Genomic DNA, 24,020 nt, shown 5'->3' with positions numbered 1-24,020 from the left:
CAAATAGAAAAATGCTGCTATATAACCTTATACCACTATCAAACCAAACTGCTGTAACGCCCAAAAACCAAGGGCAAATATCGGTGTTGCAGACAATAGTGAATCGATACGGTCAAGGATACCACCGTGACCTGGCAAGATAGTGCCTGAATCTTTGACATCCGCACGGCGTTTGAGCATCGACTCAAACAAATCTCCAAGTACAGAAACAAGAATAGTGATGGCCGATAACGCTACAAATGCGATTAACGGTATACCGGTCAGCTGTAATTTGAAGACGCTGATAGCTATCACAACTAACAGCCCTGTGACGAGGCCACCAGCCAACCCTTCCATGCTCTTATTGGGTGAGACATTGGGTGCCATTTTTCGGCGACCAAGCTTGCGTCCAACGAAATATGCGCCACTATCTGCACACCATACTAATAAAAACACATACAGCAGCCACCATGCGGATAGCTGCCAGAGATAGAACATCGCCGTAATAGATGCCGTCAAAATAACCGCGCCCATCATTGCCAATTGGTTGCCGTACCATCTTGTTTGTGTTGGGAAGACTCGAACCCAAGACAGCGCCATCAGCCATATAACGAGTGACGCCACCCACCAAAACAACCAAGTCACTTTAAACATCAGTGAGAATATAGTGAGCGCTAAAATCAATAGAACAAATACAGCAGGTTGGCGCCACTTAGGCATCAATTTGGCCCACTCATGAGCGGCAATGATGACCCCAATGACCAATAGTGGTGCAAATAAAATAGGCGTTTGGCTCGCAAACATTGCAATACCAACGATAATAACGAGAATAATTGCCGTTTTAATTCGTTGCCACATACTTATCGAGCCTTATAATAATAAAGAACAGATGGTCAAAAAATGCATTATAGCAGCTAACTAACGATGGCCTAGTGATAGTACTAATCCAACGGTTTATCATTGCATAAACCAGCAGGATTGACCAGTTATACAATACTAACTGAACTGAACCGACTGAACTTACCTATCCACTAGCTGCTCATTGATCTTGCTGCTCTGTTACTATCTGCTCGCTGGTTTTGCCAAAGCGGCGTTGACGTTTAGCAAACTCTGCGACCATCATTGCCAGCTCTTCTGCCGTAAAATCCGGCCATAGTGTCGGAGTGAAAAACAGCTCAGCATAGGCAGATTGCCACAATAAGAAATTAGAAATACGATACTCGCCGCCCGTACGCACTAGCATATCCACTGCTGGCGTGTCGGCAAGTTGTACATAATTACCTAGTAGCTCTTTGTTGATATCTTCAGCTTTTAACTTACCAGCTTGCACTTGCTGAGCCAGATGCTTTGCTGCATTTGCAATATCCCACTGTCCACCGTAGCTAATCGCAATCACCAGCGTCATCGCCTCAAACTCTGCTGTCTTTTCTTCTGCATCAGCCATTAGTGTTTGCAAGGAATCACTGAGTTGACTGCGATCACCAATAAAACGCAAGCGAATGCGATACTCATTCATGCGCGGCATTTGCTCGTGAATCGTCGACGTGAGTAGCTGCATCAATAATGCTACCTCACTAGGCGGTCTCTGCCAATTTTCGCTAGAAAATGCAAAGACTGTCAGCACCTTAATGCCTGTATTGACACAGTAGTCAACGAGGGGATCTAGCGCATTTTTACCCGCTACATGACCTTGGCCTTGGCCTAAATTATTGGCCTTACCGTAGCGATTGTTACCATCCATAATAATGGCAATATGACGAGGAAGAATAGCGGACGCCAAAACGGCTGAAGTGGACATAGGCGGACTTGCTTATTGTTAAGGTAAAATAATAATAACGTGTGCAACGGCGAATAAAAAGTGCCATTTATATAATTCACTAACTTATCATAATTATATTGTGAATTTTTAATGCTCAGAATGCGATGAACAAAGTCTAATCAATCATATCTTTGGCATGTTCTAGATATGGCTGCATATAGTTGATTCAGTTTAAAAGAGAGACCAGGCACCCGAGTTCAGATGTATATGCGATACTTCAATCGAGGTTAACGCTGCGACTCTTTTATAGAGGATTAACTATATCAGTCTACACAATAATAAACAGCCAATAGCTACAAAGTATTGGCTGCTCAATTACAGATAGTCTACCGAACTGATTCTTGCTATAAATGACAAGTATATTAGTCTTAAACTTCCATCAAATCGCTTTCTTTTTTACTCAAGCGAGCATCGATCGTTTCGATATATTTGTCAGTGATTTTTTGAATGTCATCACTCGCGCGGCGCTCATCATCTTCTGAGATTTCTTTTTCTTTTGCCAAGTCTTTGATATCATTCATCATGTCACGGCGAATATTACGGATAGACACTCGGCTGCTCTCAGCTTCACCACGTGCAAGCTTTTGCATATCGCGACGAGTATCTTCTGTTAATGCTGGCATCGGCACACGAATCACATCAGCAGACATTGGGTTTAGACCCAAATCTGCTTCACGAATGGCCTTGTCTACTGCTTGTACCATCGTACGGTCAAACGGTTGAACCAGTAAGGTACGCGAGTCCTCAACGTTTACGCTTGCCACTTGGTTCAATGGTGTATCAGAACCGTAGTAGCTGACCATCACACCTGACAACATACCTGGATGCGCACGGCCAGTACGAACTTTACTGAAAGTGCTTTCAAGCGCTTCCAATGTTTTTTGCATGCGTGCTTCGCCGTCTTGCTTAATCTCTTTAATCATTGTGTATCCTTATTTGTCGTTACCGACAAATCTTTTATTTGCTATTGGGATATTAAATATTCGTTGCTAATCGTTAGCTGTTTACTGATATTATTTACTAATACCGCATCAATTAATGGAAAACTCGTGTGCCTTCATTTTCACCCATGATGACATTCAATAATGCATTAGGTTTTGTCATATCAAACACTTGTAGCGGTACGTTATGCTCACGGCATAATGCGATAGCGGTTAAATCCATGACGCCTAGTTTTTGCTCTAGCACTTCGTCAAAAGTCAGACCGTCATATTTGACTGCATCGTCGTGTAGACTTGGATCTTTGTCATAGACGCCATCGACCTTAGTCGCTTTTAAAATTAAACCAGCTTCGATTTCGATACCGCGCAAACAAGCAGCGGTGTCAGTGGTGAAGAATGGGTTACCCGTACCTGCCACAAAGATACAAACTTCGCCATTTTTAAGGTAACGAATGGCATTACGACTGCTATAGCTTTCGGTGACTTCACCAATCGGTAACGCTGACATCAAACGCGTTTTGATATTGCGGCGCTCAAGCGCATCACGCATTGCCAGTCCGTTCATAACGGTCGCTAGCATGCCCATCTGATCACCAGTGACACGGCCAACGAGACCTTCTTTTTGTAACTGTGCACCGCGATATAAGTTACCACCGCCAACTACGATACCAACTTGGACACCAAGTCCACGCAAGTGAGCAATAGACAAGCTCATTTTATCAAGCACTTCGGTATCAATACCCATGTCTTTACTACCAGCTAAGGCTTCACCGGAGAGTTTCAGCAAGATACGAGCGTAACGCGGGTTTTTGTCAGACATGAGGTCACCTTGTTATCATGAAATTATAAAGAAAATTATCGGTAAAATACAAATCGAGTTTGCCCACAACGCTACACTTACAGCTAAGCGTATTAAAAAGGCTAAATTGCGCTAATTGTAGCAAAAACTGCCCGCCATTGGGCAATTTTCACTCGCATATCTTATTGGATATCTAGCCTTGATAACTGGCGAACAGATCATATTCGCTAGCATCATCGATAGTCACTGTTAAGAACTGCCCTACTTTAACTTGAGTGTTGATGTCATCAACATAGACATGACCATCAATTTCAGGTGCATCAGCATAGCTACGGCAAATAGCAATATTTTCATCGCTATCAATTTCATCGACTAATACCGTTAAGGTCTTGCCTACTTTTTCCTGTAGCTTTTGCGCTGAAATATCTTGCTGTAGCGCCATTAAACGCTCATAACGAGACTGCTTGATGTCTTCAGGGACATGGTCAGGCAAGTCGTTGGCCACTGCGCCTTCTACTTCTGAATAAGTGAATGCGCCCACGCGATCAAGACGTGCTTCAACCAGCCAATCAAGCAAGCACTGAAAATCTTCTTCGGTCTCGCCAGGGAAGCCAACCACAAAGGTCGAGCGAATCACGATATCAGGACAGATATCACGCCACGCTTTGATACGAGCCAAGGTGTTTTCGCTATGCGCAGGACGTTTCATCGCCTTTAGAATGCGATGGCTAGCATGCTGGAACGGAATGTCCAGATAAGGCAGCAGTTTCTTCTCACCCATTAGCTCAACAACTTTGTCTACGTGTGGATACGGATAGACATAATGCAGGCGTACCCAAATGCCTAAATCGTTCAATGCTTGGCATAAGTCATAAAACTTAGACTTGAGCGGCATGCCATTCCAAAAGCTGGTCTTGTACTTTAGGTCAAGACCATATGCCGAGGTATCTTGCGAGATGATAAGTAATTCTTTCACGCCAGCTTTTTTGAGTGCCAGTGCTTCGTTCATTACATTATCAATCGGGCGCGATACCAAATCACCGCGCAAGCTTGGGATAATGCAGAACGTACAACGGTGATTACAGCCTTCTGATATTTTTAGATAAGCATAATGGCTTGGGGTCAGTTTGATACCCGCTTCATTAATCAAATCTATTTTTGGATCATAGTTGGCGTCCTGACTGCGATTTGGCTTAGGCACATGCTGCGCCACTGCCGTAATCACTTCGTCATAGGCATGCGCGCCCGTCACTGCTAATACAGCTGGATGCATCTCACGGATTTTGTCTGCTTCTTTGCCCAAACAGCCAGTGACAATCACTTTACCGTTTTTGCTAATGGCCTCGCCGATCGCATCGAGCGACTCTTGTACCGCTGATTCAATAAAGCCGCAAGTGTTTACCACGACCAAGTCAGCACCGTCGTAATCACTGGCCACTTGGTAGCCATCACGGCTTAGCTCAGTGATAATACGCTCACTATCTACCAATGCTTTTGGACAACCTAGTGACACAAAACCAATCTTTGGCGCTGCACTAACTGGCATCGTAGCAGTCGCATTGGCAGTCGTAACATCACTGCTTTGGGCTACACTACGGTTCTGGTTGTGGTTGGCTTTATGATGGTACGGTTGTTTGGTATCTGTTTGACTGACATCTGCCTGACTCTGCGCTTGTACTATGGTAGGCGCGGCAGGATTGAAGATAGTGGCAGTGTCTTTTACGGCAGATAGAGGAGCTGTTGCTGTCGTATTCACTGACTCGGTAGAAGTTTTGGACATGGCTGACCTTGCTAGAGATAAATTGGCTGAGCGCATTGTACGTTTTTTTTGCAAAAATCACCAGTTTTGCCGCTCTATAGTCTTGATTTGTGGTTAAATATTATCTCAAGCATCTGACTTTTTTTGGGCACTACTGATGAACGCTGATTTTATAACCGCCAAAACAACCCCTGACCTCGCATTTATATCTCAGCATTTATTCACCGCTATTTTATGGGTCAACGATGAGCTATCAATCACACGGTTGAATGCTCAAGCCGAGCAGCTACTCGCCATTAGTAGCGGCAGATTAATCAATCAATCCATTTTAACCCTGCTCGCACCTGATGAATTGAAGACCAAAGATACTCCATCTATAGCTAATGATAGTAATGATACAAATGAAAATGAGCCTTCGAGCGAGCCAGCATACTCTTTGACCGAGCGCTTTGTGCAAGCGCAAAACTATCAGCAGCCTTTTATCGATCATGACCACATTATAAAAACACCGCTAAATGGTAGTTTATCATTGTCAGTCGACTATAGCGTCACGCCAGTCATCTATGAACAGCAGCCTTATTTTATTATCGAGATGTGGGGTAAAGATCGTCAAAGTCGTATCTCTGAGGAGCAGCGTCAACAGCAGCAATATACAGTTGCCCGTCATATGCTACGCTCGGTGGCACACGAAATAAAAAACCCTCTTGCTGGTATTCGCGGGGCAGCCCAGCTGTTGCAACGGCAGTTTATTAAATTCAGCGACGCATCTACTACTAGCGCCTCTAGTGTTGATAATGCTTTGACAACTACCAACGCTGACACGCAGCATGATTTGCAAAAAATGAATCAAAAACTGCGTAACTATACGGACATTATTATTTCAGAAACTGATCGATTGACCCATCTTATTGGGCAGCTTCTGGGTTCCAATCAACTGCCAAACTGGCAAACGCTTAATATCCATGAGCCTCTAGAGCATGTCTTAACCTTAGTGACCAATCAGTATCCACAGGTAGTGTTACAGCGTGATTATGATTTATCATTGCCAGAGTTGTGTGCAGATAAGGATCAGCTGATTCAAGTGTTTTTAAACCTTATTAATAATGCTTGTGAGTCGATGACTGAGTTCGAACAAACACTACAACAGAATAAAATCTCAGAGTCTCAAGAATCACCACAAGCTGCCATACAAACTGAGAGCAGTTCTGACTATCAACCGACATTGCATATCCAAACACGGGTTGCCTTTCAGCATACGATCGTCGGACAGCAGCACAAGCAAGTGATGCAAATTACTATTACTGATAACGGATCAGGTATTGATCCAGCATTGATCGGTCAGATATTTTTCCCAATGGTCACTAGCCGTGCGGCCGGTACAGGTCTTGGATTATCCATCGTCCAAGATATTATTAGTCATCATCATGGTATGATTGATGTGAGCTCAACAAAAGAGCAAGAGTATAAGCAAACCCGATTTACGCTATATCTACCATTTACTCAACCCATCACTGAGACATAAAACAAATTATGAATTAAAGGCTGCTAAGTTTCCTAACGCCAACTCCCAATCCCCAACTTACCATCAATAATTGCTGATTAGGCCCAATACATGACTGAATATAGCGACGACCTCCAACCTAAAAGCGATGATCAATCACCACAATCACAAATAGTAACTGTGAATAATGCACCCAGCGACCACCCTGCAACATTGTGGTTAATCGATGACGATGCAGCCCTACGTATGGTGTTGGCCGACACGTTTGAAGATGCTGGATTGACCGTTATCAGTTTTACTCAAGCACAAGCAGCATGGACTCGCCTTAATGATGTGTTAAAGCAGCAAGAATCAGTTGAGCAACTACCAGACGTCATATTGACCGATATTCGTATGCCAATGATGGATGGATTGTCTTTTAGCGACTGGGTCCATCGGCATTTCCCCAAAATGCCAATCGTAATTATGACGGCACATTCAGACCTGACCTCTGCTATCAATAGCTATCAGACTGGTGCTTTTGAATACCTACCCAAGCCTTTTGACTTAGATGATGCAGTTGCAACGATTTATAAAGCCATCAATTATCAGCCTAATTTAGAAACAACTTCTGTCCCCCTTTCAGATGAATCCAATACCAATACAACATCTGACATTTCCACTGAAAGCTTGATAAAACCTAAAGTAGCACCTATCAGTAAGACAACTAAAGAAAATAAGAACAAAGGTGCCAGCGTAACCAAAGATAACGGGAACCCTAGCGGCATCATTGGACAATCTCCAGCCATGCAAACGGTGTTTCGTGCTATTGGCAGACTGGCTCAATCCCCCATTTCCGTCTTAATCACTGGTGAGTCTGGAACAGGTAAAGAGTTGGTAGCCAGTGCTCTACATCAGCACTCCCCGCGTAAGCAACAACCATTTATTGCGCTTAATATGGCAGCCATACCGCATGACTTGATCGAGTCTGAGCTATTCGGTCACGAAAAAGGCGCGTTCACTGGTGCAACAACGATGCGTCAAGGCCGTTTTGAGCAGGCAGACGGTGGCACTCTATTTTTAGATGAAATCGGTGACATGCCTTTTAGCACTCAGACACGGCTGTTACGCGTATTGGCCAATGGTGAGTTTTATCGTGTTGGTGGTCAACAGCCAATAAAGGTCGATGTACGTATCATCGCAGCCACTCACCAAAACTTAGAAGAGCTGGTAAAACAAAGCCGATTCCGCGAAGATTTGTTTTATCGCCTCAATGTCATTCGATTACCCCTACCACCACTACGTACACGACCTGAAGACATTCCTGCATTGGCCCTCTACTTTATGCAGTCTGCCGCAGAACAAATGAATACCACTCCGAAGCATCTACATCCTGCCGCATTGCAAATTATGCAGACGTTTGACTGGCGTGGTAACGTGCGTCAATTAGAAAACGTCTGTTTATGGCTCACGGTTATGGCCACTGGTGATACGGTGATGGCGACAGATCTGCCACCAGAGCTACTTGAAAATATCTCACCTAATACGGTGCTTTATGAAGAGCACGGCGCAGCAGAAGAAGAGGCTCAAAAGCATTTGGTACAAAATGGCGATGTGTTAAATGGCAGTTCATTAAACAGTCATCAAAATGATAGAAGTAGCCCGTTGCCTAAAAGCCAAAGTTGGCAACAAGCATTGGCTGATTGGGCTGAGCAGTCGTTAAGCACGGGTGAAACTGATATTTTGCAAACAGCAACCCCTGAGTTTGAGCGCGTTTTATTAACAGCAGCACTCAATCATAGTGGCGGTAAAAAGATAGAAGCCGCGAGCTTACTTGGTTGGGGACGCAATACTCTGACACGAAAATTACAGCAGTTGGATATCTCTGCCCCAAGAGTACCAACGAAAGAATAAATAAACGCATAAAACACGATAATAAATTATTATTAATATCAATTACTTAAAGTAAATATCGAAAATTAATGATAAATAATTAAAAATAGGGGTTGCCAAACAATTAAAACTCTATATAATAGCCAACCACTGAGACGCACTACCGAATCAGTTAACTATCTAGATAGCGTTTGAGTTTAATCGCTTTTGATGATAGAGTAACGAAAATGGGGCTGTGGCGGAATTGGTAGACGCACCAGATTTAGGTTCTGGCGCCGCAAGGTGTGAGAGTTCGAGTCTCTCCAGCCCCACCATTTTCGGATAGTACATCTTAGACCAAATATCAAAACCTGCTTTTTAGCAGGTTTTTTTGTGTCTGGAATTTGGTGTTAGAACTATAGAATGAATCATCAAAAGTATTAATCTGTTTTTTTAACCTTTCTAAATCCTTTAACACCTCTTCCGTACTCTAATAGCTCCTCTCTACCTGCTTTGCCAATGCTTGCATATACCTGCCATAGGCATAATTAATTAATAGAAAGATTTCCCTCACTATCATTGAATAATGCACTACGTTGATTTTTACGGATGTTTTCACGTTGAATAATATTTCTTGCATCGACTTTTTCTAAAGGCAATCTTGTTTCGCGAGAAAGATCGCCATCTGCTATTAAGGATAAATAACGAGAACAACAAACTCTTAAAAAAGAGGTGAAATTGCCAATATCATGATCAGCATCGAGAGATTCAAGGTATAGCTTAGTGATCAGTTGATTAACCGTCATTTGATCACGAAATGACAACTCTTCTAATATATCCAAAAAAAAACTTCTAAACGAATTGAGGTGACAACTCCCTGAATTCGAAGTGATTTGGTTTTAGAGCTCCATAAGCTGTCGTCAGCACTAATAAAAAGTTGGCACATATATATATTCTCTCTCGATACTGGGGTCTATTGAACGTTCAACAGACCCGAATTAATACTTATAGCAAAGCAACAAACTGCTTTAGCATCGCTGGGTGGGCAGGCCATGCAGGTGCTGTTACCAGTTGACCATCTGTAATAGCGCCATCCATAGGTAACGTGACATACTCAGCGCCAGCCATTTCTATTTCTGGCTGACACGCAGGATAAGCAGATACTTTTTTACCCTTCAATACGCCAGCAGCCGTCAGCATTTGTGGCCCATGGCAAACTGAGGCAATCGGTTTATCAGTATTTGCGAAATGCTGAATCATTGCAATGACCTTAGCATTCAAGCGCAAGTATTCTGGCGCACGTCCACCCGGCAAATACAAAGCATCGTACTCTTCTACATTGATATCAGCAAAAGACGCATTAAGGACAAAATTATGGCCGCGTTTTTCGGTATAAGTTTGATCACCTTCAAAATCATGTATTGAGGTAGCGATGCTATCGCCTGCCACTTTATCTGGGCATACCGCATCAACCTCATGCCCCATTGCTAGTAGTGCTTGGAACGGAACCATGTTTTCATAATCTTCAACAAAATCACCGGTAATGATAAGTACTTTAGCCATGATATTCTCACTGTATTGTAATGAAACATTGTAATGAAATATGGTAACCCAAATTAGTTTATAGCGACTGAACTTAAAATGAGCCTGAATATCCATTCAAACATAAAAAACAACGACTAGGTAATATGTGAATACTACAAACAATCACTTTTTAAAATAAATAATAAATTCAGCTATTTTCTAATAACTTTAAATCTATCAATATCTTATCCATGTCCTGATACCGTCTCTCTTCCCGCTTCGCCAATGCTTTATCGACAATACATTGATAATGACTGTATTCTGCTGACAACGTTGGAATGAGTTGTTGGCAATGCTGAATCGCCCACGCTTTTGATTTATCATGGCTGTCGGCATTTATCTGAAACGGGCGTTTTCCTGTTAGTATCTCAACCATCATTGCACCAAACGCGTAGATATCACTTTGTATAGTTGCCTTCTGTCCTTGCCAGCGCTCAGGTGCGAGATAGGCGGGTGTGCCAGCAGGATTTGGTTGGCTATTAGCCATCGTCATACATTGTGCTAAAGCAAAATCAGTGAGTAACAATCTAGGGGTCAGACTATTACTCATGGTATCTGCTGGCCATTCATCGTCAGAACCCTCAAGCATAATATTGCTGGGCTTGATATCATTGTGTAGCCAGCCAGCCTGATGCAAATTGGCTATCAAGTATGCGGATTGTACTAAGAAATGATGCTTTTGTTGCACCGTCAATGAATGCTGATTTCGATCACTCAACTGTCCTGCCAAGCTAGCATTAGGATAATAAGGCATAACTACTATCACGAGCTTTTGAGGCTGCTCTAGTTTTTGAACGTTTACACAATGATGAGCCAATAGTGGAGGTGCGATAGCGTTATTTTTGATTTTCGATGAAGCATTTACAGCAGCTAAAATATCCGCTTCGTGAGTTAAATCGGAAGCAATAGGATAAGCGCCATCACTCAACTGCCATTTAATCATCACGCTACCAAATTGCGGATGCTGGGCACGTGTTAGTCCTTGGAAGTAAGTCTTGTCGATATCTTGTGTTTTAACAACTTGCGCATGCTCATCTTGCGTTTGTTCTGTGCTTTGCTGAGCAATACGTTGATGCACTATCTCACTAAAATGCTGTACGTCCAGTTCTTGGGTAATAATGGACAATAGCTGCACCGCCTGCGCTTGCAAAGCTTGCGTAATAGATGGATTACTGGCACTATTTTCCATGGTATTGTTTCTCATAATATAGTGAGATTATTGCCTTCCCATTCGTATCATTTCCAAAGATAATAATAGCGCGAATAATGGTTACAAGTACTACGCTTAGTAGGCACTAAGATTGTAGGTACTGAAATTTTAGCAACGTTAATTGTGTTTTTGGGTATGGTATTAAAGACAACCTTAATTGCTAGAGCCACTATGTCACAACCAACTATCCAGACCATGCCATCTGATCAACCTACTTATGCCCTACCCGCACCTTTGTTAGACTTACTCAGTCAGTACTTACAAGAGCGGGTTACACCAACTATTGAAATCGATCCGAGCCAGCTTGCTTATCGCTGGGTTGGTGGACGCACTGGTCATCTGCAAGCTTTATCGGTCAATTTGTTTTTGAGCTTAGATGACTTGCATGGTATCGATACGCAAAAATCGAAACTGGTACAGAATACCCGTCAGTTTATTAAAGGTTACCCTGCCAATCACGTATTAATGTCAGGCACACGCGGTGCCGGTAAGTCATCATTGATTCGCGCTTTGCTACAAGCTCATTATAGTGAAGGCTTGCGTATTATTGAGGTTGCGCGCGATGATCTGCAAGTATTGGATAAGATTCGTGCTGCTATTAATGTCCTACCAGCAGATTGTCATTGCCGCTATATCGTATACTGTGACGACCTCGCTTTTAATGGTCAAGACGAGAGCTATCGTGCGCTAAAGAGCGTGCTCGATGGCTCGCTAGACTCTGAGCAAGACAAACTACTGGTCTACGCCACCAGTAATCGCCGTCGCTTGCTACCGCAGATGATGAAAGACAATGTCGATATTTATAATGGGCAGACGGATGAAGTCAATCCCTATGAGGCCATTGATGAGACCGTGTCATTATCAGATCGGTTCGGTTTGTCCCTCACCTTCCATCCTATGGATCAGCAGACTTATCTGCATATCGTTCAGCATTATCTGAATTTAGAGCAGCAAAAAATCTCAGCTGATATAGATAATGATGCTAAGGACATTTTAGCAAGTCAGTCTATGCCTGATAAGATCAGAAAGGATGCGCTACGTTGGGCCTCTGAACGTGGTGGTCGCTCAGGACGAGTTGCTTACCAGTTCAGCCGCTTTTGGAGTGGTGAAACACAATTGGCTATCGAAGACAGTAAGCGCTAGGTCATATTTAACGCTAAATCACATCTAAGCTTAGCCATGTCTAATCACTGCGTGCAGAGCCTATATATTGCACGCGATTCTCTTCTTGACTGCCCTCTTGATTATCTGCCAATTCAACTGCACCATCGACCATATATTGGTCAAAATCTACTGCTAACCAAAGATTACCTTTGTAGACGCTCTCAGCATCTAAACGAATATATGCCATGTTTGGTGTCTTGCTATTAGGATTATCAAAACCCTGATAACGCGCGCTAAAGTGGGTTAAAATTAGATTTTTGAGTCCAGCCGCTTGCGCAAATTCGCCAAGCAATTGGGCGCTACTATGCATCGGATCATAGTCTGGGTTTTTGGCTCGAATCTTAGTGAGCACCTCGTGCGTATAAGTAGCTTCATGCACCAATAAATCCGCATTGATAACGGCTTTGCTTAACAAACTTGGCGCATCATTGTCTCCTGCCACCACCACTCGCGTCCGCTGTATCTCATTGTCAACATAATCTACTGAGCGCAATTGTCTATTACCCTCAGTCGTGACATCTTCGCCTTGCTGTAACTTGCCCCATAGTGCACTGGCTAGAATACTATCTGCCACAAGCTTATCTGTATTAAGGATGCGGCGGCTAATAGTCTGAGTAATACCAAAGGCATGAGAAGCAACTCGATGTGATAGCCGCGTGATATCAATATCAAGCTGATGTTGGTCGCTTAAGCTAATGTTAACCTTGTTCGTATCACCTTGCTCAGCCAACACCTCTTCAATCGCTATAAAGTCGAGAGCGAAAGGTAGATACAGCTCTGTAGTGGCGGTAATCGCTTCAAGCAAAGTAGCAATCGCTTTTGGGGCAATCAAAGTTAATGGTTCACGGCGTCCTGACATAGCAGCGCTTGCTAGCAACCCTGGTAGACCATAGCAATGATCACCATGCACATGAGTAATGCAGATAGCAGCTAATTGATGTAGGGAGAGCTTAGTATGTAGCAACTGCTGCTGCGTGCCTTCACCGCAATCAATCAGCACCCATGGACGCGATTTCTTACTCTGATTGTTCTGTTGACGACTCCCTTGCTGTACGCCAGAGCTATGCGGATTCAGACACTCTATTGCCAGTGCAGTCACATTACGCTGTTTGGTCGGTACACCTGCAGAGGTACCCAAAAAGGTTAGCTTTAGCATAGTGATGCCTTTTATTTATCAGGAGTACTAGCTCAGACTTACGAGAGTACCTCTTCATTCTAAAACGATAACAGAAATGAGATAAACAAAGAATATGCCTAGCTATGACAATTGGCATATCATGGTTTTTTGACCTTCAATCATTTGCCCACCATTGGCAGTACACTCATTGACCATATTTGATTCGTAAGATTTCCAGCCACCATAAAAGCTCGCTGCACACAGAATTACCACCAGAATTTTCTGTGACCACGACTTGATAGAGACTTGTTGGCTATTAATCTGTTGTCTATTATTTTCTTGCATACTGGTATCTTGCTTATTAAGTGATGTTTGAGTTGCTGACTGATTATTATCTTTGTCTAGACTATCTTGCTTCAGATTACCTTTATTCGAAGTATTTAGATCTGTCATAGTATTATCCTAAAAAAGGCTTTGTTTATTCATAAACAAAGCCTTTGGTCTACATGGCTACTTAAGCGTTGAGAGAGGATTATACCAGTATCCTCTAAAAATTCAGACGGCCACCCTTTTTTTCTGCTCGCTTAAAGGCATCTCGTTCTTCGCAGCGTTTGAGCCAGTTCAAAAGATTGGTATATTTACTCTGATCTAAACCTGCACCAGCATTGGCACCCAAGACTGCAAGATGCATTTGAATATCAGCGGCGCTAAATTCACTACCTGCAAACCAGTGGTTTTCATGTAGATGACGCTCCATCATATCTAGCATTTTCTCCAAACCGCTACTGATCATGTTTTTTTCAATCTGACCTTGGATTTTTTTGCTGATAGGTTTGATTAGCATTGGCGACTGAGACACTACTTTTGTGAATACCAAACGCATCACCAACAGCGGCATCAATGAAGCTTCTGCAAAGTGTAGCCAAAACGTATAGGCTTCCCATGCTGCTTCGTTATTATCATCAGGTTTGAACTGCTTTTCTTTGTCATAGTGCTTAATCAAATACTCAATGATAAACCCTGACTCAATTAGCACACGATCGTCCGCTTCTAGTATCGGTGCATTACCAATCGGATGCACTTGTTTGAGGCTATCAGGAGCACGGTATGCCTTGTTGCGCTCATAGCAAGTCAGTTTATAATCGGCGCCGAGCTCTTCCAACAGCCAGATAATACGAAACGAGCGCGAGTTTGCTAAATGATGAAGATGTAACATAAACCGTCCTAGTTATATATTGTAGTAAATCAGCCATAATATCTCAGATATAGCGCCATACGTTTGCTCGATCGTGGCCCTACTGCTCTCGATAATAGCGTAATTTGTACTTCTTTAATACTGCGAGTTGGCAGACATACTGGAAAACAATGTCTACCAAGTCAGTTCAGTTTAATTTTCATCTCAACCTACGCCTAAGACACTGTACTCTTTGACATCAATCTAAATGTAATGCTTCAATCTTACGCGTCATTTTATCTATCTTTTGCTGATATTTTTTGATCTGACGGAATCGATGCGCGATTAGCACGCCTTTGATACGGCGATTTTTCAGGCGACGACGTGGTGGAAAACTGCCCACTTGTGGCTCATTGTAGCCATGTAAGCGGTCTTCACGTTTACGCGCCATATAACCCAATGCGCTATCAGCAATCATAATCAGCAATGCGATAAAAATCATGCTGTACATCAGCATGGAACCACCATCATGTAAGTTACGATCTAAAATTGCGATTGAGAATATGAACAAGAATATTGGCTCAAGGTAGCACAAAGTCCCAAACAGTGAGACAGGCAACTTCTGACTGGCTACCATCGTCAATGACATTGCAGCGGTACTGATAATGCCTAATAATGGCAGCAAATACCAAAGCTTGTGGTTGGTTATTGCTACTTCAAAACCGCCATTCATATACAGTGCAACCAGTACCACTGGTAACAACAATACAAGGTCTGAAATCAGACCAGTAATAGGCGGCACTGCCAACTTGCGACGTAGTAGATAGTAAGGAGGATAACCCAAGCAAACAAACAAAGTCGCCCAAGAGATCGCACCATACTCAAAAATATCGTAAGCGATACCAAGACCTGCACATACGATAGCAGCCCACTGAAGTAAGCTCATGTCTTCGTTATAAAAGAACCTGCCGACAACAATCATAATCATCGGATATAGGAAATAACCCAACGTTACCTCAAGTCCCAAGCCATTGACTGGCGCCCACATAAATATCCAAATTTGCGCGCCCAAAATCGGTGTGGGTAATATAAATAAAAACCACTCTTTTGCGTTCTTTAGTGTTTTTAGATAATCAAAAATGTGCTGCCACTGCTTTAGTACACTGACTAGCAGTACTAGACTAAAAAACATCGTCAGCACGCGCCACGAAGCGACTTGCGTACCTGATAATGGTTGCAGCAGTAGACCAAATAAGAACAGCAATGAGTATAAAAAATTTGCAGCGACAGCGGTGATTGTACCTTGCGAGGTTTGGTTAGTAGTCAGCATCACAACAGCCTTTAAAGATTGGGGCACATCCATGGCAATTTTTAAAAAAAACAAAAGCCTCAGACGAGAACGTCTGAGGCTTTTGCATATAAGGTCGTCGCGCAATCTAAGTTGAACGCTTTTGATGTGTTAGGCTTACATCATGGTCGGCATTATGTCAAAGTCAGAATGAATAAGCAATGCCACTTTTCATCTAGTGTCTAAACTTCTGAATTGAGTAAATTTAATGCAGGTAAGTGCTTATTTTGCATCAAGTTGTTCTATTTTTTTCTGTATCTTATCCATCTTCTTTTGGTAACGACGAATCTTACGAAAACGATGGGCTTTTAGCACGCCATCGATACGCTGATTGATAAAATGACGACGCGGTGGGAAGCCGCCAATTTGAAGCTCTCTATAACCATGCAAGCGATCATTACGCTGACGAACGAGATAGCCTTTTATGCTATCAGCCATCATAACCAGTAGCGCAAGCGTAATCATGCCATACATAAAGAGCGAACCACCTTCTTCAAGGCTTTGACTCAGAACTGTGATAGACAATACGAATAACAGCATTGGCTCGATATAACTTAACGCTCCAAACAGTGAAACAGGCAGCTTGCTACTGGCAATCATCGTCAGCGACATCGCAAGCGCACTAAAAGCACCAAGCAGCGGTAACAGATACCAGAACTTCATGTCTTGCGCCGCAACATCAAAACCGCCTGTCATGTAGAGCACGATGAGCACAACTGGTGTCAACAGCGTCAAATCAAACAGTAACCCTGTAATGGGCGGTACAGAAAGGGTGCGCCGTAGCAGATAATACGGTGGATAACCCAAGCATACAAACAGTGTCACCCAAGATACTGATCCATACTGAACAATATCGTAGCCGATGCCGAGCGCTGCAAATATTGCGGCAGCCCACTGCAAGATGCTCATATACTCATGGTAAAAGAATCGACCAAGCACAATCATCACTAGCGGCAGTAAAAAATAGCCCAACGTAACATCGAGACCAAACCCATTGACCGGCGCCCACATAAACAACCAAATCTGTCCACCTAGGATTGGTGCAGGTAGTATAAATATTAGCCACTCCTTCGGTGTCTTTAGCGTCGTTATATAATCAAAAACACGTTGCCACTGCTTAGTCAAACTGACCAATATCACCAAACTGAGCAACATCATGAGCACACGCCATGATGCCACCTGCGTCCCCGTTAAGGGCAGCATAAACAGTCCAAACAAAAACATCATCGAGAATAAAAAGCTCGATAATACCGAAGCAACCGTTCCCTGAAAAGTTTGATTGGTCGTAAGCATAACAACAGCCTTAAAAAATAGAACCTTATTTACAGTATTGAAAAAATGAGAATTAAAAAAACAAAAGCCTCCGACGATAACGTCAGAGGCTTTTTTCTAGAAAAATGCTAAGAGACTAGACTCAAAAGCTAATTACCAAGACTATTACTCGTCATCGTCTTATGCATAGTTAGTCTATTATAGATTGTCACTTGGTTTATGGTCGTTTGCAATATCAATCGCATCATCGACGTCAGTAGTTGCGGTATTGTCAGTTGTCGCATCAATATCTATCTGCTCTTGACCTTCTACCTCAAACGTACCATCTTCTCTCATGGCATCAATAAGCTCGTCATCGCTCTCTTCGTGCTCAACACGCGCCATGGCAACCAGTTTTTCATCTTTTGACAGACGAATCAATGTTACGCCTTGCGTATTACGACCAGAGCTAGCAACATGCTCAACTGGGGTACGAACCAATGTGCCTTTATCAGAGATTAGAATAATATCATCAGTAGAGTCAACCTTGGTCGCTCGTACTAACGCACCATTACGCTCGCTAGTCTTGATAGCGATCACACCGCCGCCACCACGATTTTGCGTATTGAACTCATCGATGAAGGTACGTTTACCAAAGCCGTTTTCACAAGCAATCAAGATTTCACGTACATCATCTTCGATAACGACCAATGATTTGATAAATTCATCAGTAGCCAGACGCATACCGCGGACGCCTTTAGCCGTACGGCCCATCGCACGCGCATCATTCTCATCAAAACGAATGGCTTTACCACTTGAAGCAAACAACATCACTTCTTGGCTACCGTTAGTGATACGAGCGCTGACCAATTTATCACCGTCTTCTAGTCCAACCGCAATCAAACCGTTCGAGCGAATATTGGCAAACTGCTTCAGCTCTACCCGCTTCACTGTACCGTTGGCCGTGGCAAAGAATACAAAAGGCGGCTCTGCTTGGTTGCTATCTTCTACCGAATCGTCATCATTGCTTACTTCTGATACTTCACTTACTACTGATGTATCTTCCACAACTTTTGGAATTGGTAGTATGGTTGTAACGGTTTCGTCGCTATTTAGGCCAATTAGATTGACCAATGGACGACCACGAGCACCGCGACTGGCAATCGGCACTTCAAAACCACGTAGACTAAAGACACGTCCACTATCAGTGAAACACAGTACCGTAGAATGCGTTGATGTCACGACTAAATGATCGATTACATCGTCTTCTTTCATTGCTGTAGCAGACTTACCTTTACCGCCGCGCTTTTGTGCGACATAGTCATCAATCGGCTGAGTCTTAGCATAGCCAGTACGCGACACCGTCATAACGACCGTTTGCTCAGGGATAAGGTCTTCGCGACTAAAGTCCATACGTGAATCGATGATATCAGTACGGCGCTCATCACCAAAGTTATCGCGAATCTCAATCATCTCATTAGAGATAATCGCCATTAACTTGTCAAAATCGCCAAGAATAGACTCTAAGTGTGCGATTTCACGCAGTAAGTCTTGGTATTCTTCGGTCAATTTATCTTGCTCAAGACCCGTCAAACGATGCAATTGCATATCTAAAATCGCATTGACCTGCTCAAGTGACAAGCGATAGCGCTCTTCGCCTTCGATCAGACCAAACGGCGCTTTAGGATCTTCGCCATCGATAAACTCAGGACGCACTGACTGACTACCAGCAGCTGTAAGCATCGCAACGACGCTACCTGAACCCCATGTATTATTTAATAGACTTTCACGAGCCAATCCACGGTTTGCTGACGCTTTAATCGTCGCAATAATCTCATCGATATTGGCTAGAGCGACCGTTAGACCTTCTAACAAATGCCCACGAACACGGGCTTTGTTCAATTCATAAATCGTACGACGTGTTACCACTTCTTGACGATGACGAACAAATGCAGCGATAAGCTGACGCAAGGTCAATAGTTTTGGCTGACCATTATCGAGTGCCACCATATTGATACTAAAGCTAGACTCTAGTGGCGTTTGTAGAAATAGGTTATTAACAATAACTTCAGCCGTCTCACCGCGACGCAAATCAATAGCGATACGCATACCGTCTTTATCAGACTCATCACGAATTTCGCTAATGCCTTCGATTTTTTTATCACGAACAAGCTCTGCGATACGCTCAATCAGTTTGGCTTTGTTGGCCTGATAAGGTACTTCGGTAAATACGATGCGTTCACGATCGCGGTTAACGCCAGCATTGCTCATCGGCTCGATATGATAGCGACCACGGATATGCAAACGGCCTTTACCCGTACGATAAGCATCTAAAATGCCCGCGCGACCATAGATAATACCGCCCGTAGGGAAGTCAGGACCTGAAATATGTGACATCAACTCTTCAGCTGAAACTTGTGGATTTTCAGCATAGGCCAAACAAGCATTGATCACTTCAGTCAGGTTATGCGGGGCCATATTGGTCGCCATACCAACGGCAATACCCGTCGCACCATTGACCAATAGGTTAGGAATACGCGCTGGCATCACGCTTGGCATGCGCTCAGAGCCGTCGTAGTTGTCTTCCCAATCGACCGTGTCTTTGTCCAAATCAGCGAGCATCTGGTGGGTCAGTTTGGTCATACGTACTTCGGTATAACGCATCGCTGCCGGAGGATCATCATCGATCGAGCCAAAGTTACCTTGACCATCAACCATTGGATAGCGCAAGCTAAAATCCTGCGCCATACGGACGATGGCATCATAGACGGCACTATCGCCATGTGGATGGTACTTACCGATAACATCACCGACCACACGTGCTGATTTTTTGTACGGTTTGTTATAATCGTTTGATAGCACGTGCATGGCATACATCACGCGGCGGTGTACAGGTTTGAACCCATCACGCACATCAGGCAGCGCACGCGAGACGATCACGCTCATCGCATAATCCAAATACGACTGCTTTAGTTCATCTACGATGCCAATAGGACTGACCGATTCGCTCATATACACTCCTTCACTCACATTTTTTTCTAACGTTGACACATCGCTTATGGCACCCATAGATCATATAAAAATACTGCCACATAAATGGGCAGTCATGACCAAAATAGACACCATAAAAAAACACTGCTACACGTGCAAAACAATAGGAAAATAGTGATACGGTTTTTGTTAAAAACAATGTTTAATAAAAGAAGCTATTTTAGCACAAATTTGCTGATTTAGGGGGCTTTGACTGCCATTAAAATCAAGCTAGACGGTTCATTCACAGTGATATTTTGAATTATTGACACACACTAAAATAATTCTAATGACAGGTTTTTTTTGATTGGCTGATTTTGCCATTTTCACAGACGAACTTACCATCTGCTGAGCAATGAGACACCCCGCCCATTTTACCTGAACAAGGCGTATTTCGAGCTTGGGCTTGGCTCATAGATGTGAAGGCAAATACTAGGGCGAGTAGCGCTGTGCTGATTGATTTCATTGTTTATTCTCCGTATCTGATGGATATTAAATAGAAAAATACTATACTCATTAGCTACAGATCGACAAGATTTATTTTGACTAACTGAGTGGATACTTATATTTCTATCTACAATTCAACATGACATTTAATTTAACGCTAAAATCTTGAGCATAGGGCTCATACGTGGTTTGCATATAAGTTGTATTGGCCAAACAACTAAGATGCTTAGAATATTTAGCCAATACAACAAAACCTACAACTGTCTCTGACGTGAACTGATTGTTTTCATGAGCATGCTTTTTTTACAATCATAATTCTTTAATAAGCATACTGTTTTCAAAGTCATATTATTCTCATGAACACATTGTGATTTAAACCACTTTGATGCGATTATTTTTTAGTGATACTGGACAAAAAAATTCTAAACGCTACACTACCTCATCTTTTATAGCACTTACATAACGACCTAACAGGCTACTTTTATTATGGATATCATTCTTGCAATTGTTTGGATTTTAGCAATGGTGCTATACAGCTTTTCGAGCGATTATGTTGCTAGCTTTCCTAACCATAACAATCGCGCTGTCCCTTATGTCCGTTGGGGAGCACTTTTAGCCGCTATGGCTTTGTCAGCATACTTGTCAAAAGCCTACCAAGAAAACCTACAAGGCAATGGTATGTGGGTGTTTGTTATCGTCGTATTTGTGGTTATTGTTTTAGCGAAGGTCGTTTTTAAATGGGTAATTAACAGAGGTTTGAAACGCTAGGCTATATTGGATATTTTTATTGCTCTCAATCTCTCATCTATTGATCTGAACGCCTTATGACAACTGAACATCAAGACAGACAACCTGACTTAAACCGCTCTATATTACCAGAAGTCGATCGAGAAGATCGTAGCTTCGATGCCATTGCCGATCATTTCGAGAAAAAGGTCTATGGCGGTTTAAAAGGCGAGATTCGATTGGCCGTGCTACGCCGTGATATTTTTGAATATAGTGCACAGATGAGTGAGGCGCTTGGGCGACCTTTACGTATCTTGGATGTGGGTGCAGGGCTTGCGCAAATTGCGATAGAACTTGCTACTCAAGGTCATAGCGTAGTCATCAATGATATATCAGCAAATATGCTTGAGAAGGCGAAAGCGAGCGCAGAAAAAATTGATAAAAAGCTAGACATCACATGGTATGTTTGCCCTTATCAAGCGCTTGAAGAAAAACTGGCTCAGACAGAGACAGAGACAGAGACAGAGACAGAAAAATTTGATTTGATTATGTCGCACGCGCTACTTGAATGGTTGGCAGAACCAGCGGCAGTCATGGACTTTTTTGATCAATATCTAACAGATGATGGCGCGCTATCTTTGTGCTTTTATAATCCTGCAAGCTTTGATTATCGTAACCTTATCATGGGAAATTTTAATCTACTCGATAATACAGACTATAAGGCAGACAACAAGAAAAGTCTGACACCCAATCATCCCGTGGCCAAAGAAGAAGTCGAGTCGTGGCTCAAAGCGCATGATTATCAGACGGTACGTAGCAGTGGTTTACGGGTGTTTCATGACTATGCACCGCTCAAACGTGGCGGTCATAACGACCCAGATGCAGTGATCAGAATGGAGTTACGCTACTCACAATTAGAGCCGTACAAATGGCTTGGTCGTTACTTACACATTTTGGCTAAACGGTAAATTTAGACGATTGCCTATGAATGATGAATACTACTAAACCTCTTCATCCATTCTCAATGACCTATCGTATTCTGACCAAGTAGTGGCATTGATGTCTTTTTCATCAAAGACTACGACATGCTCTAGCAAAGGCAAAATGCCAATATGCGAGCCGATTGCATGATTATGATGGCTCGCAACCAAGGATAAGACAGTCTGTCCGTCATCTAACTGCAGACGGTACAAGTAGTTGGCACCGCGAAATACACGTCCAATAACTAAAGCTGTCTGTGTACTGTCGTCATCATGAATGATGTCATCAGGGCGCACGAGTACTTTGATCGGTGTGCCATTTGGATAATCATATTCGCAGTACTGTGGCTGGCCTGATTCGTCATAGACTTCCATGCGACGATAGATATTACCTAGCGCCGTCTCAACATGACCTTCTTTGATAATGCCGTCTATCATCGCGCCTTCGCCTACGAATTCAGCGACAAAAGGACTGATAGGCTCATGATACAGCTCACTTGGTCGCGCCCACTGAACCAATCGTCCTTTATCCATTACCCCTACTTTATCCGCTAGCGCAAACGCTTCATTTTGATCATGAGTGACCAAAATCGCTGTAGTATTGGTACGTTTGAGGATATCACGGACATTCATTGCCAATGATTCACGCAGTACCACATCTAGATTAGAGAACGGCTCATCAAGTAATAGTAGTTTTGGTTTAGGTGCTAGCGCTCTTGCGAGAGCCACGCGTTGCTGCTGACCACCAGAGAGCTCATTGGGACGTTTATCCGCATGCTCAGCCAATTCGACTAAGCTTAGCATCTCAGCCACTCGAGCTTTTTTGTCAGCAGCTGACCATTTATTCAGACCAAAGGCGATGTTCTTTGCCACGCTTAGATGACCAAACAGAGCATAGTCTTGAAACACCATACCCATGCCACGCTTGGCTGGCGCCACTGCAAATGATTGGCGAGCAGTTTTCTCTGTTAAGCGTTGATTATTTAGATAAATAGTGCCGCCGCGACTTTGCTCCAGTCCCGCGATTGCTCGTAGCGCTGTTGTCTTCCCGCAGCCGCTATAACCCAAGAAGCAACCAATCTCTCCTTGCTCCAGCATCAACGATAGACCGTTGACGACCATAGTATCGTCATAGCCTACGATGAGGTTTTGTACACTAAAGTAAGGATCTGTCGCGATATGTTTCTCAGTATTTTGTTGTGAGGTATTGCTCTGCTCTACAGTTTTATTCGGCTGAACTGGATTGATTCTATTTTGTGACAGTGGTGATTTTGCTACAGGCATGTGATTAGCCCGAGCCTTTTCTGACTTAGAATTTGTTGAGTCGTTCATTGAATCAG

General features: G+C 43.1%; 21 protein-coding genes and 1 tRNA gene. 6 read left to right on the top strand and 16 right to left on the bottom strand.

Translation table 11 applies throughout. The features are described 5' to 3' along the window. Window positions 1–27 precede the first annotated feature (27 nt). The 5 genes from DXK30_RS05145 to rimO all read right to left on the bottom strand — a co-directional run bounded on the left by DXK30_RS05145 (window position 28) and on the right by rimO (window position 5,318). On the bottom strand, window positions 28–837 hold the full coding sequence (locus DXK30_RS05145; protein ID WP_114700791.1) for a phosphatidate cytidylyltransferase: 810 nt from the start codon (window positions 835–837) through the stop codon (window positions 28–30). A gap of 181 nt (window positions 838–1,018) precedes the next feature. Beyond that, window positions 1,019–1,777 (bottom strand): polyprenyl diphosphate synthase, encoded by a 759-nt coding sequence (uppS, locus tag DXK30_RS05140; protein ID WP_114700790.1) that lies wholly within the window; start codon window positions 1,775–1,777, stop codon window positions 1,019–1,021. A 389-nt stretch (window positions 1,778–2,166) separates the two neighbouring features. Further along, on the bottom strand, window positions 2,167–2,721 hold the full coding sequence (gene frr, locus DXK30_RS05135) for a ribosome recycling factor (protein WP_057759123.1): 555 nt from the start codon (window positions 2,719–2,721) through the stop codon (window positions 2,167–2,169). 112 nt (window positions 2,722–2,833) lie between these two features. Continuing rightward, a complete protein-coding gene (pyrH, locus tag DXK30_RS05130) occupies window positions 2,834–3,559 on the bottom strand; it encodes a UMP kinase (protein ID WP_057759121.1) in 726 nt (241 codons plus the stop codon). Between the two features lie 172 nt (window positions 3,560–3,731). Then, the gene (gene rimO / locus DXK30_RS05125) at window positions 3,732–5,318 is read right to left on the bottom strand and encodes a 30S ribosomal protein S12 methylthiotransferase RimO (RefSeq protein ID WP_114700789.1); all 1,587 of its coding nucleotides are present in this window, start codon (window positions 5,316–5,318) and stop codon (window positions 3,732–3,734) included. Between the two features lie 136 nt (window positions 5,319–5,454). Here rimO and DXK30_RS05120 point away from each other — a divergent pair, with 136 nt between their 5' ends. The 3 genes from DXK30_RS05120 (at window position 5,455) to DXK30_RS05110 (ending at window position 8,984) form a co-directional block, all read left to right on the top strand. Next, a complete protein-coding gene (locus DXK30_RS05120) occupies window positions 5,455–6,819 on the top strand; it encodes a two-component system sensor histidine kinase NtrB (RefSeq protein ID WP_114700788.1) in 1,365 nt (454 codons plus the stop codon). Window positions 6,820–6,909: 90 nt separating this feature from the next. After that, entirely contained in the window at window positions 6,910–8,691 is a 1,782-nt protein-coding gene (locus DXK30_RS05115; protein ID WP_114700787.1) for a sigma 54-interacting transcriptional regulator, read from the top strand. 208 nt (window positions 8,692–8,899) lie between these two features. Further along, window positions 8,900–8,984: transfer RNA gene (locus DXK30_RS05110), tRNA-Leu, on the top strand. Window positions 8,985–9,197: 213 nt separating this feature from the next. On the opposite strand, the gene DXK30_RS05105 is transcribed toward DXK30_RS05110, so the two are convergent. The 3 genes from DXK30_RS05105 to DXK30_RS05095 form a co-directional block, all read right to left on the bottom strand. Continuing rightward, entirely contained in the window at window positions 9,198–9,491 is a 294-nt protein-coding gene (locus DXK30_RS05105; RefSeq protein ID WP_240314079.1) for a ribbon-helix-helix domain-containing protein, read from the bottom strand. A gap of 163 nt (window positions 9,492–9,654) precedes the next feature. Beyond that, a complete protein-coding gene (locus DXK30_RS05100) occupies window positions 9,655–10,215 on the bottom strand; it encodes a DJ-1/PfpI family protein (protein ID WP_275895609.1) in 561 nt (186 codons plus the stop codon). Window positions 10,216–10,381: 166 nt separating this feature from the next. Then, window positions 10,382–11,422 carry a serine/threonine protein kinase gene (locus DXK30_RS05095; RefSeq protein ID WP_114700785.1) on the bottom strand — a complete coding sequence of 347 codons (1,041 nt, stop codon included), beginning with the start codon at window positions 11,420–11,422 and terminating at the stop codon, window positions 10,382–10,384. 216 nt (window positions 11,423–11,638) lie between these two features. Between DXK30_RS05095 and DXK30_RS05090 the strand changes: the two genes are divergently transcribed. After that, window positions 11,639–12,586: an ATP-binding protein gene (locus DXK30_RS05090; protein ID WP_114701109.1), complete on the top strand. Its 948-nt coding sequence runs from the start codon at window positions 11,639–11,641 to the stop codon at window positions 12,584–12,586. 40 nt (window positions 12,587–12,626) lie between these two features. Here the strand turns inward: DXK30_RS05090 and DXK30_RS05085 are convergent, their stop codons facing one another. The 7 genes from DXK30_RS05085 to DXK30_RS05055 form a co-directional block, all read right to left on the bottom strand. Then, window positions 12,627–13,763, bottom strand: coding sequence for a ribonuclease Z (locus tag DXK30_RS05085; protein WP_114700784.1), 1,137 nt, complete (start codon window positions 13,761–13,763; stop codon window positions 12,627–12,629). 102 nt (window positions 13,764–13,865) lie between these two features. Further along, a complete protein-coding gene (locus DXK30_RS05080; protein WP_114700783.1) occupies window positions 13,866–14,177 on the bottom strand; it encodes a hypothetical protein in 312 nt (103 codons plus the stop codon). Window positions 14,178–14,271: 94 nt separating this feature from the next. Continuing rightward, window positions 14,272–14,940 (bottom strand): glutathione S-transferase, encoded by a 669-nt coding sequence (locus tag DXK30_RS05075; protein ID WP_057759100.1) that lies wholly within the window; start codon window positions 14,938–14,940, stop codon window positions 14,272–14,274. A 217-nt stretch (window positions 14,941–15,157) separates the two neighbouring features. Further along, entirely contained in the window at window positions 15,158–16,228 is a 1,071-nt protein-coding gene (gene rarD / locus DXK30_RS05070; RefSeq protein WP_057759099.1) for an EamA family transporter RarD, read from the bottom strand. Between the two features lie 240 nt (window positions 16,229–16,468). Continuing rightward, window positions 16,469–17,539: an EamA family transporter RarD gene (rarD, locus tag DXK30_RS05065; protein WP_114700782.1), complete on the bottom strand. Its 1,071-nt coding sequence runs from the start codon at window positions 17,537–17,539 to the stop codon at window positions 16,469–16,471. 177 nt (window positions 17,540–17,716) lie between these two features. Next, complete coding sequence (gyrA, locus tag DXK30_RS05060) at window positions 17,717–20,509, bottom strand: DNA gyrase subunit A (RefSeq protein WP_114700781.1); 2,793 nt, start codon at window positions 20,507–20,509, stop codon at window positions 17,717–17,719. A gap of 304 nt (window positions 20,510–20,813) precedes the next feature. Next, the gene (locus DXK30_RS05055; RefSeq protein ID WP_114700780.1) at window positions 20,814–20,993 is read right to left on the bottom strand and encodes a YdcA family protein; all 180 of its coding nucleotides are present in this window, start codon (window positions 20,991–20,993) and stop codon (window positions 20,814–20,816) included. A 467-nt stretch (window positions 20,994–21,460) separates the two neighbouring features. Between DXK30_RS05055 and DXK30_RS05050 the strand changes: the two genes are divergently transcribed. Then, entirely contained in the window at window positions 21,461–21,742 is a 282-nt protein-coding gene (locus DXK30_RS05050) for a hypothetical protein (protein WP_114700779.1), read from the top strand. Between the two features lie 56 nt (window positions 21,743–21,798). Further along, window positions 21,799–22,668, top strand: a complete 870-nt coding sequence (locus tag DXK30_RS05045) for a methyltransferase domain-containing protein (protein WP_114700778.1) — start codon at window positions 21,799–21,801, stop codon at window positions 22,666–22,668. Between the two features lie 33 nt (window positions 22,669–22,701). Here DXK30_RS05045 and DXK30_RS05040 read toward each other — a convergent pair whose 3' ends face one another. Continuing rightward, window positions 22,702–23,964 (bottom strand): ABC transporter ATP-binding protein, encoded by a 1,263-nt coding sequence (locus tag DXK30_RS05040; protein WP_449314285.1) that lies wholly within the window; start codon window positions 23,962–23,964, stop codon window positions 22,702–22,704. Window positions 23,965–24,020 lie beyond the last annotated feature (56 nt).

This window comes from Psychrobacter proteolyticus (assembly GCF_003350005.1).
Taxonomy (GTDB): Bacteria; Pseudomonadota; Gammaproteobacteria; order Pseudomonadales; family Moraxellaceae; genus Psychrobacter; species Psychrobacter proteolyticus.
The sequence above is the reverse complement of the archived record's forward strand: the minus strand, read 5'-3'. Positions and strand labels throughout refer to the sequence as shown.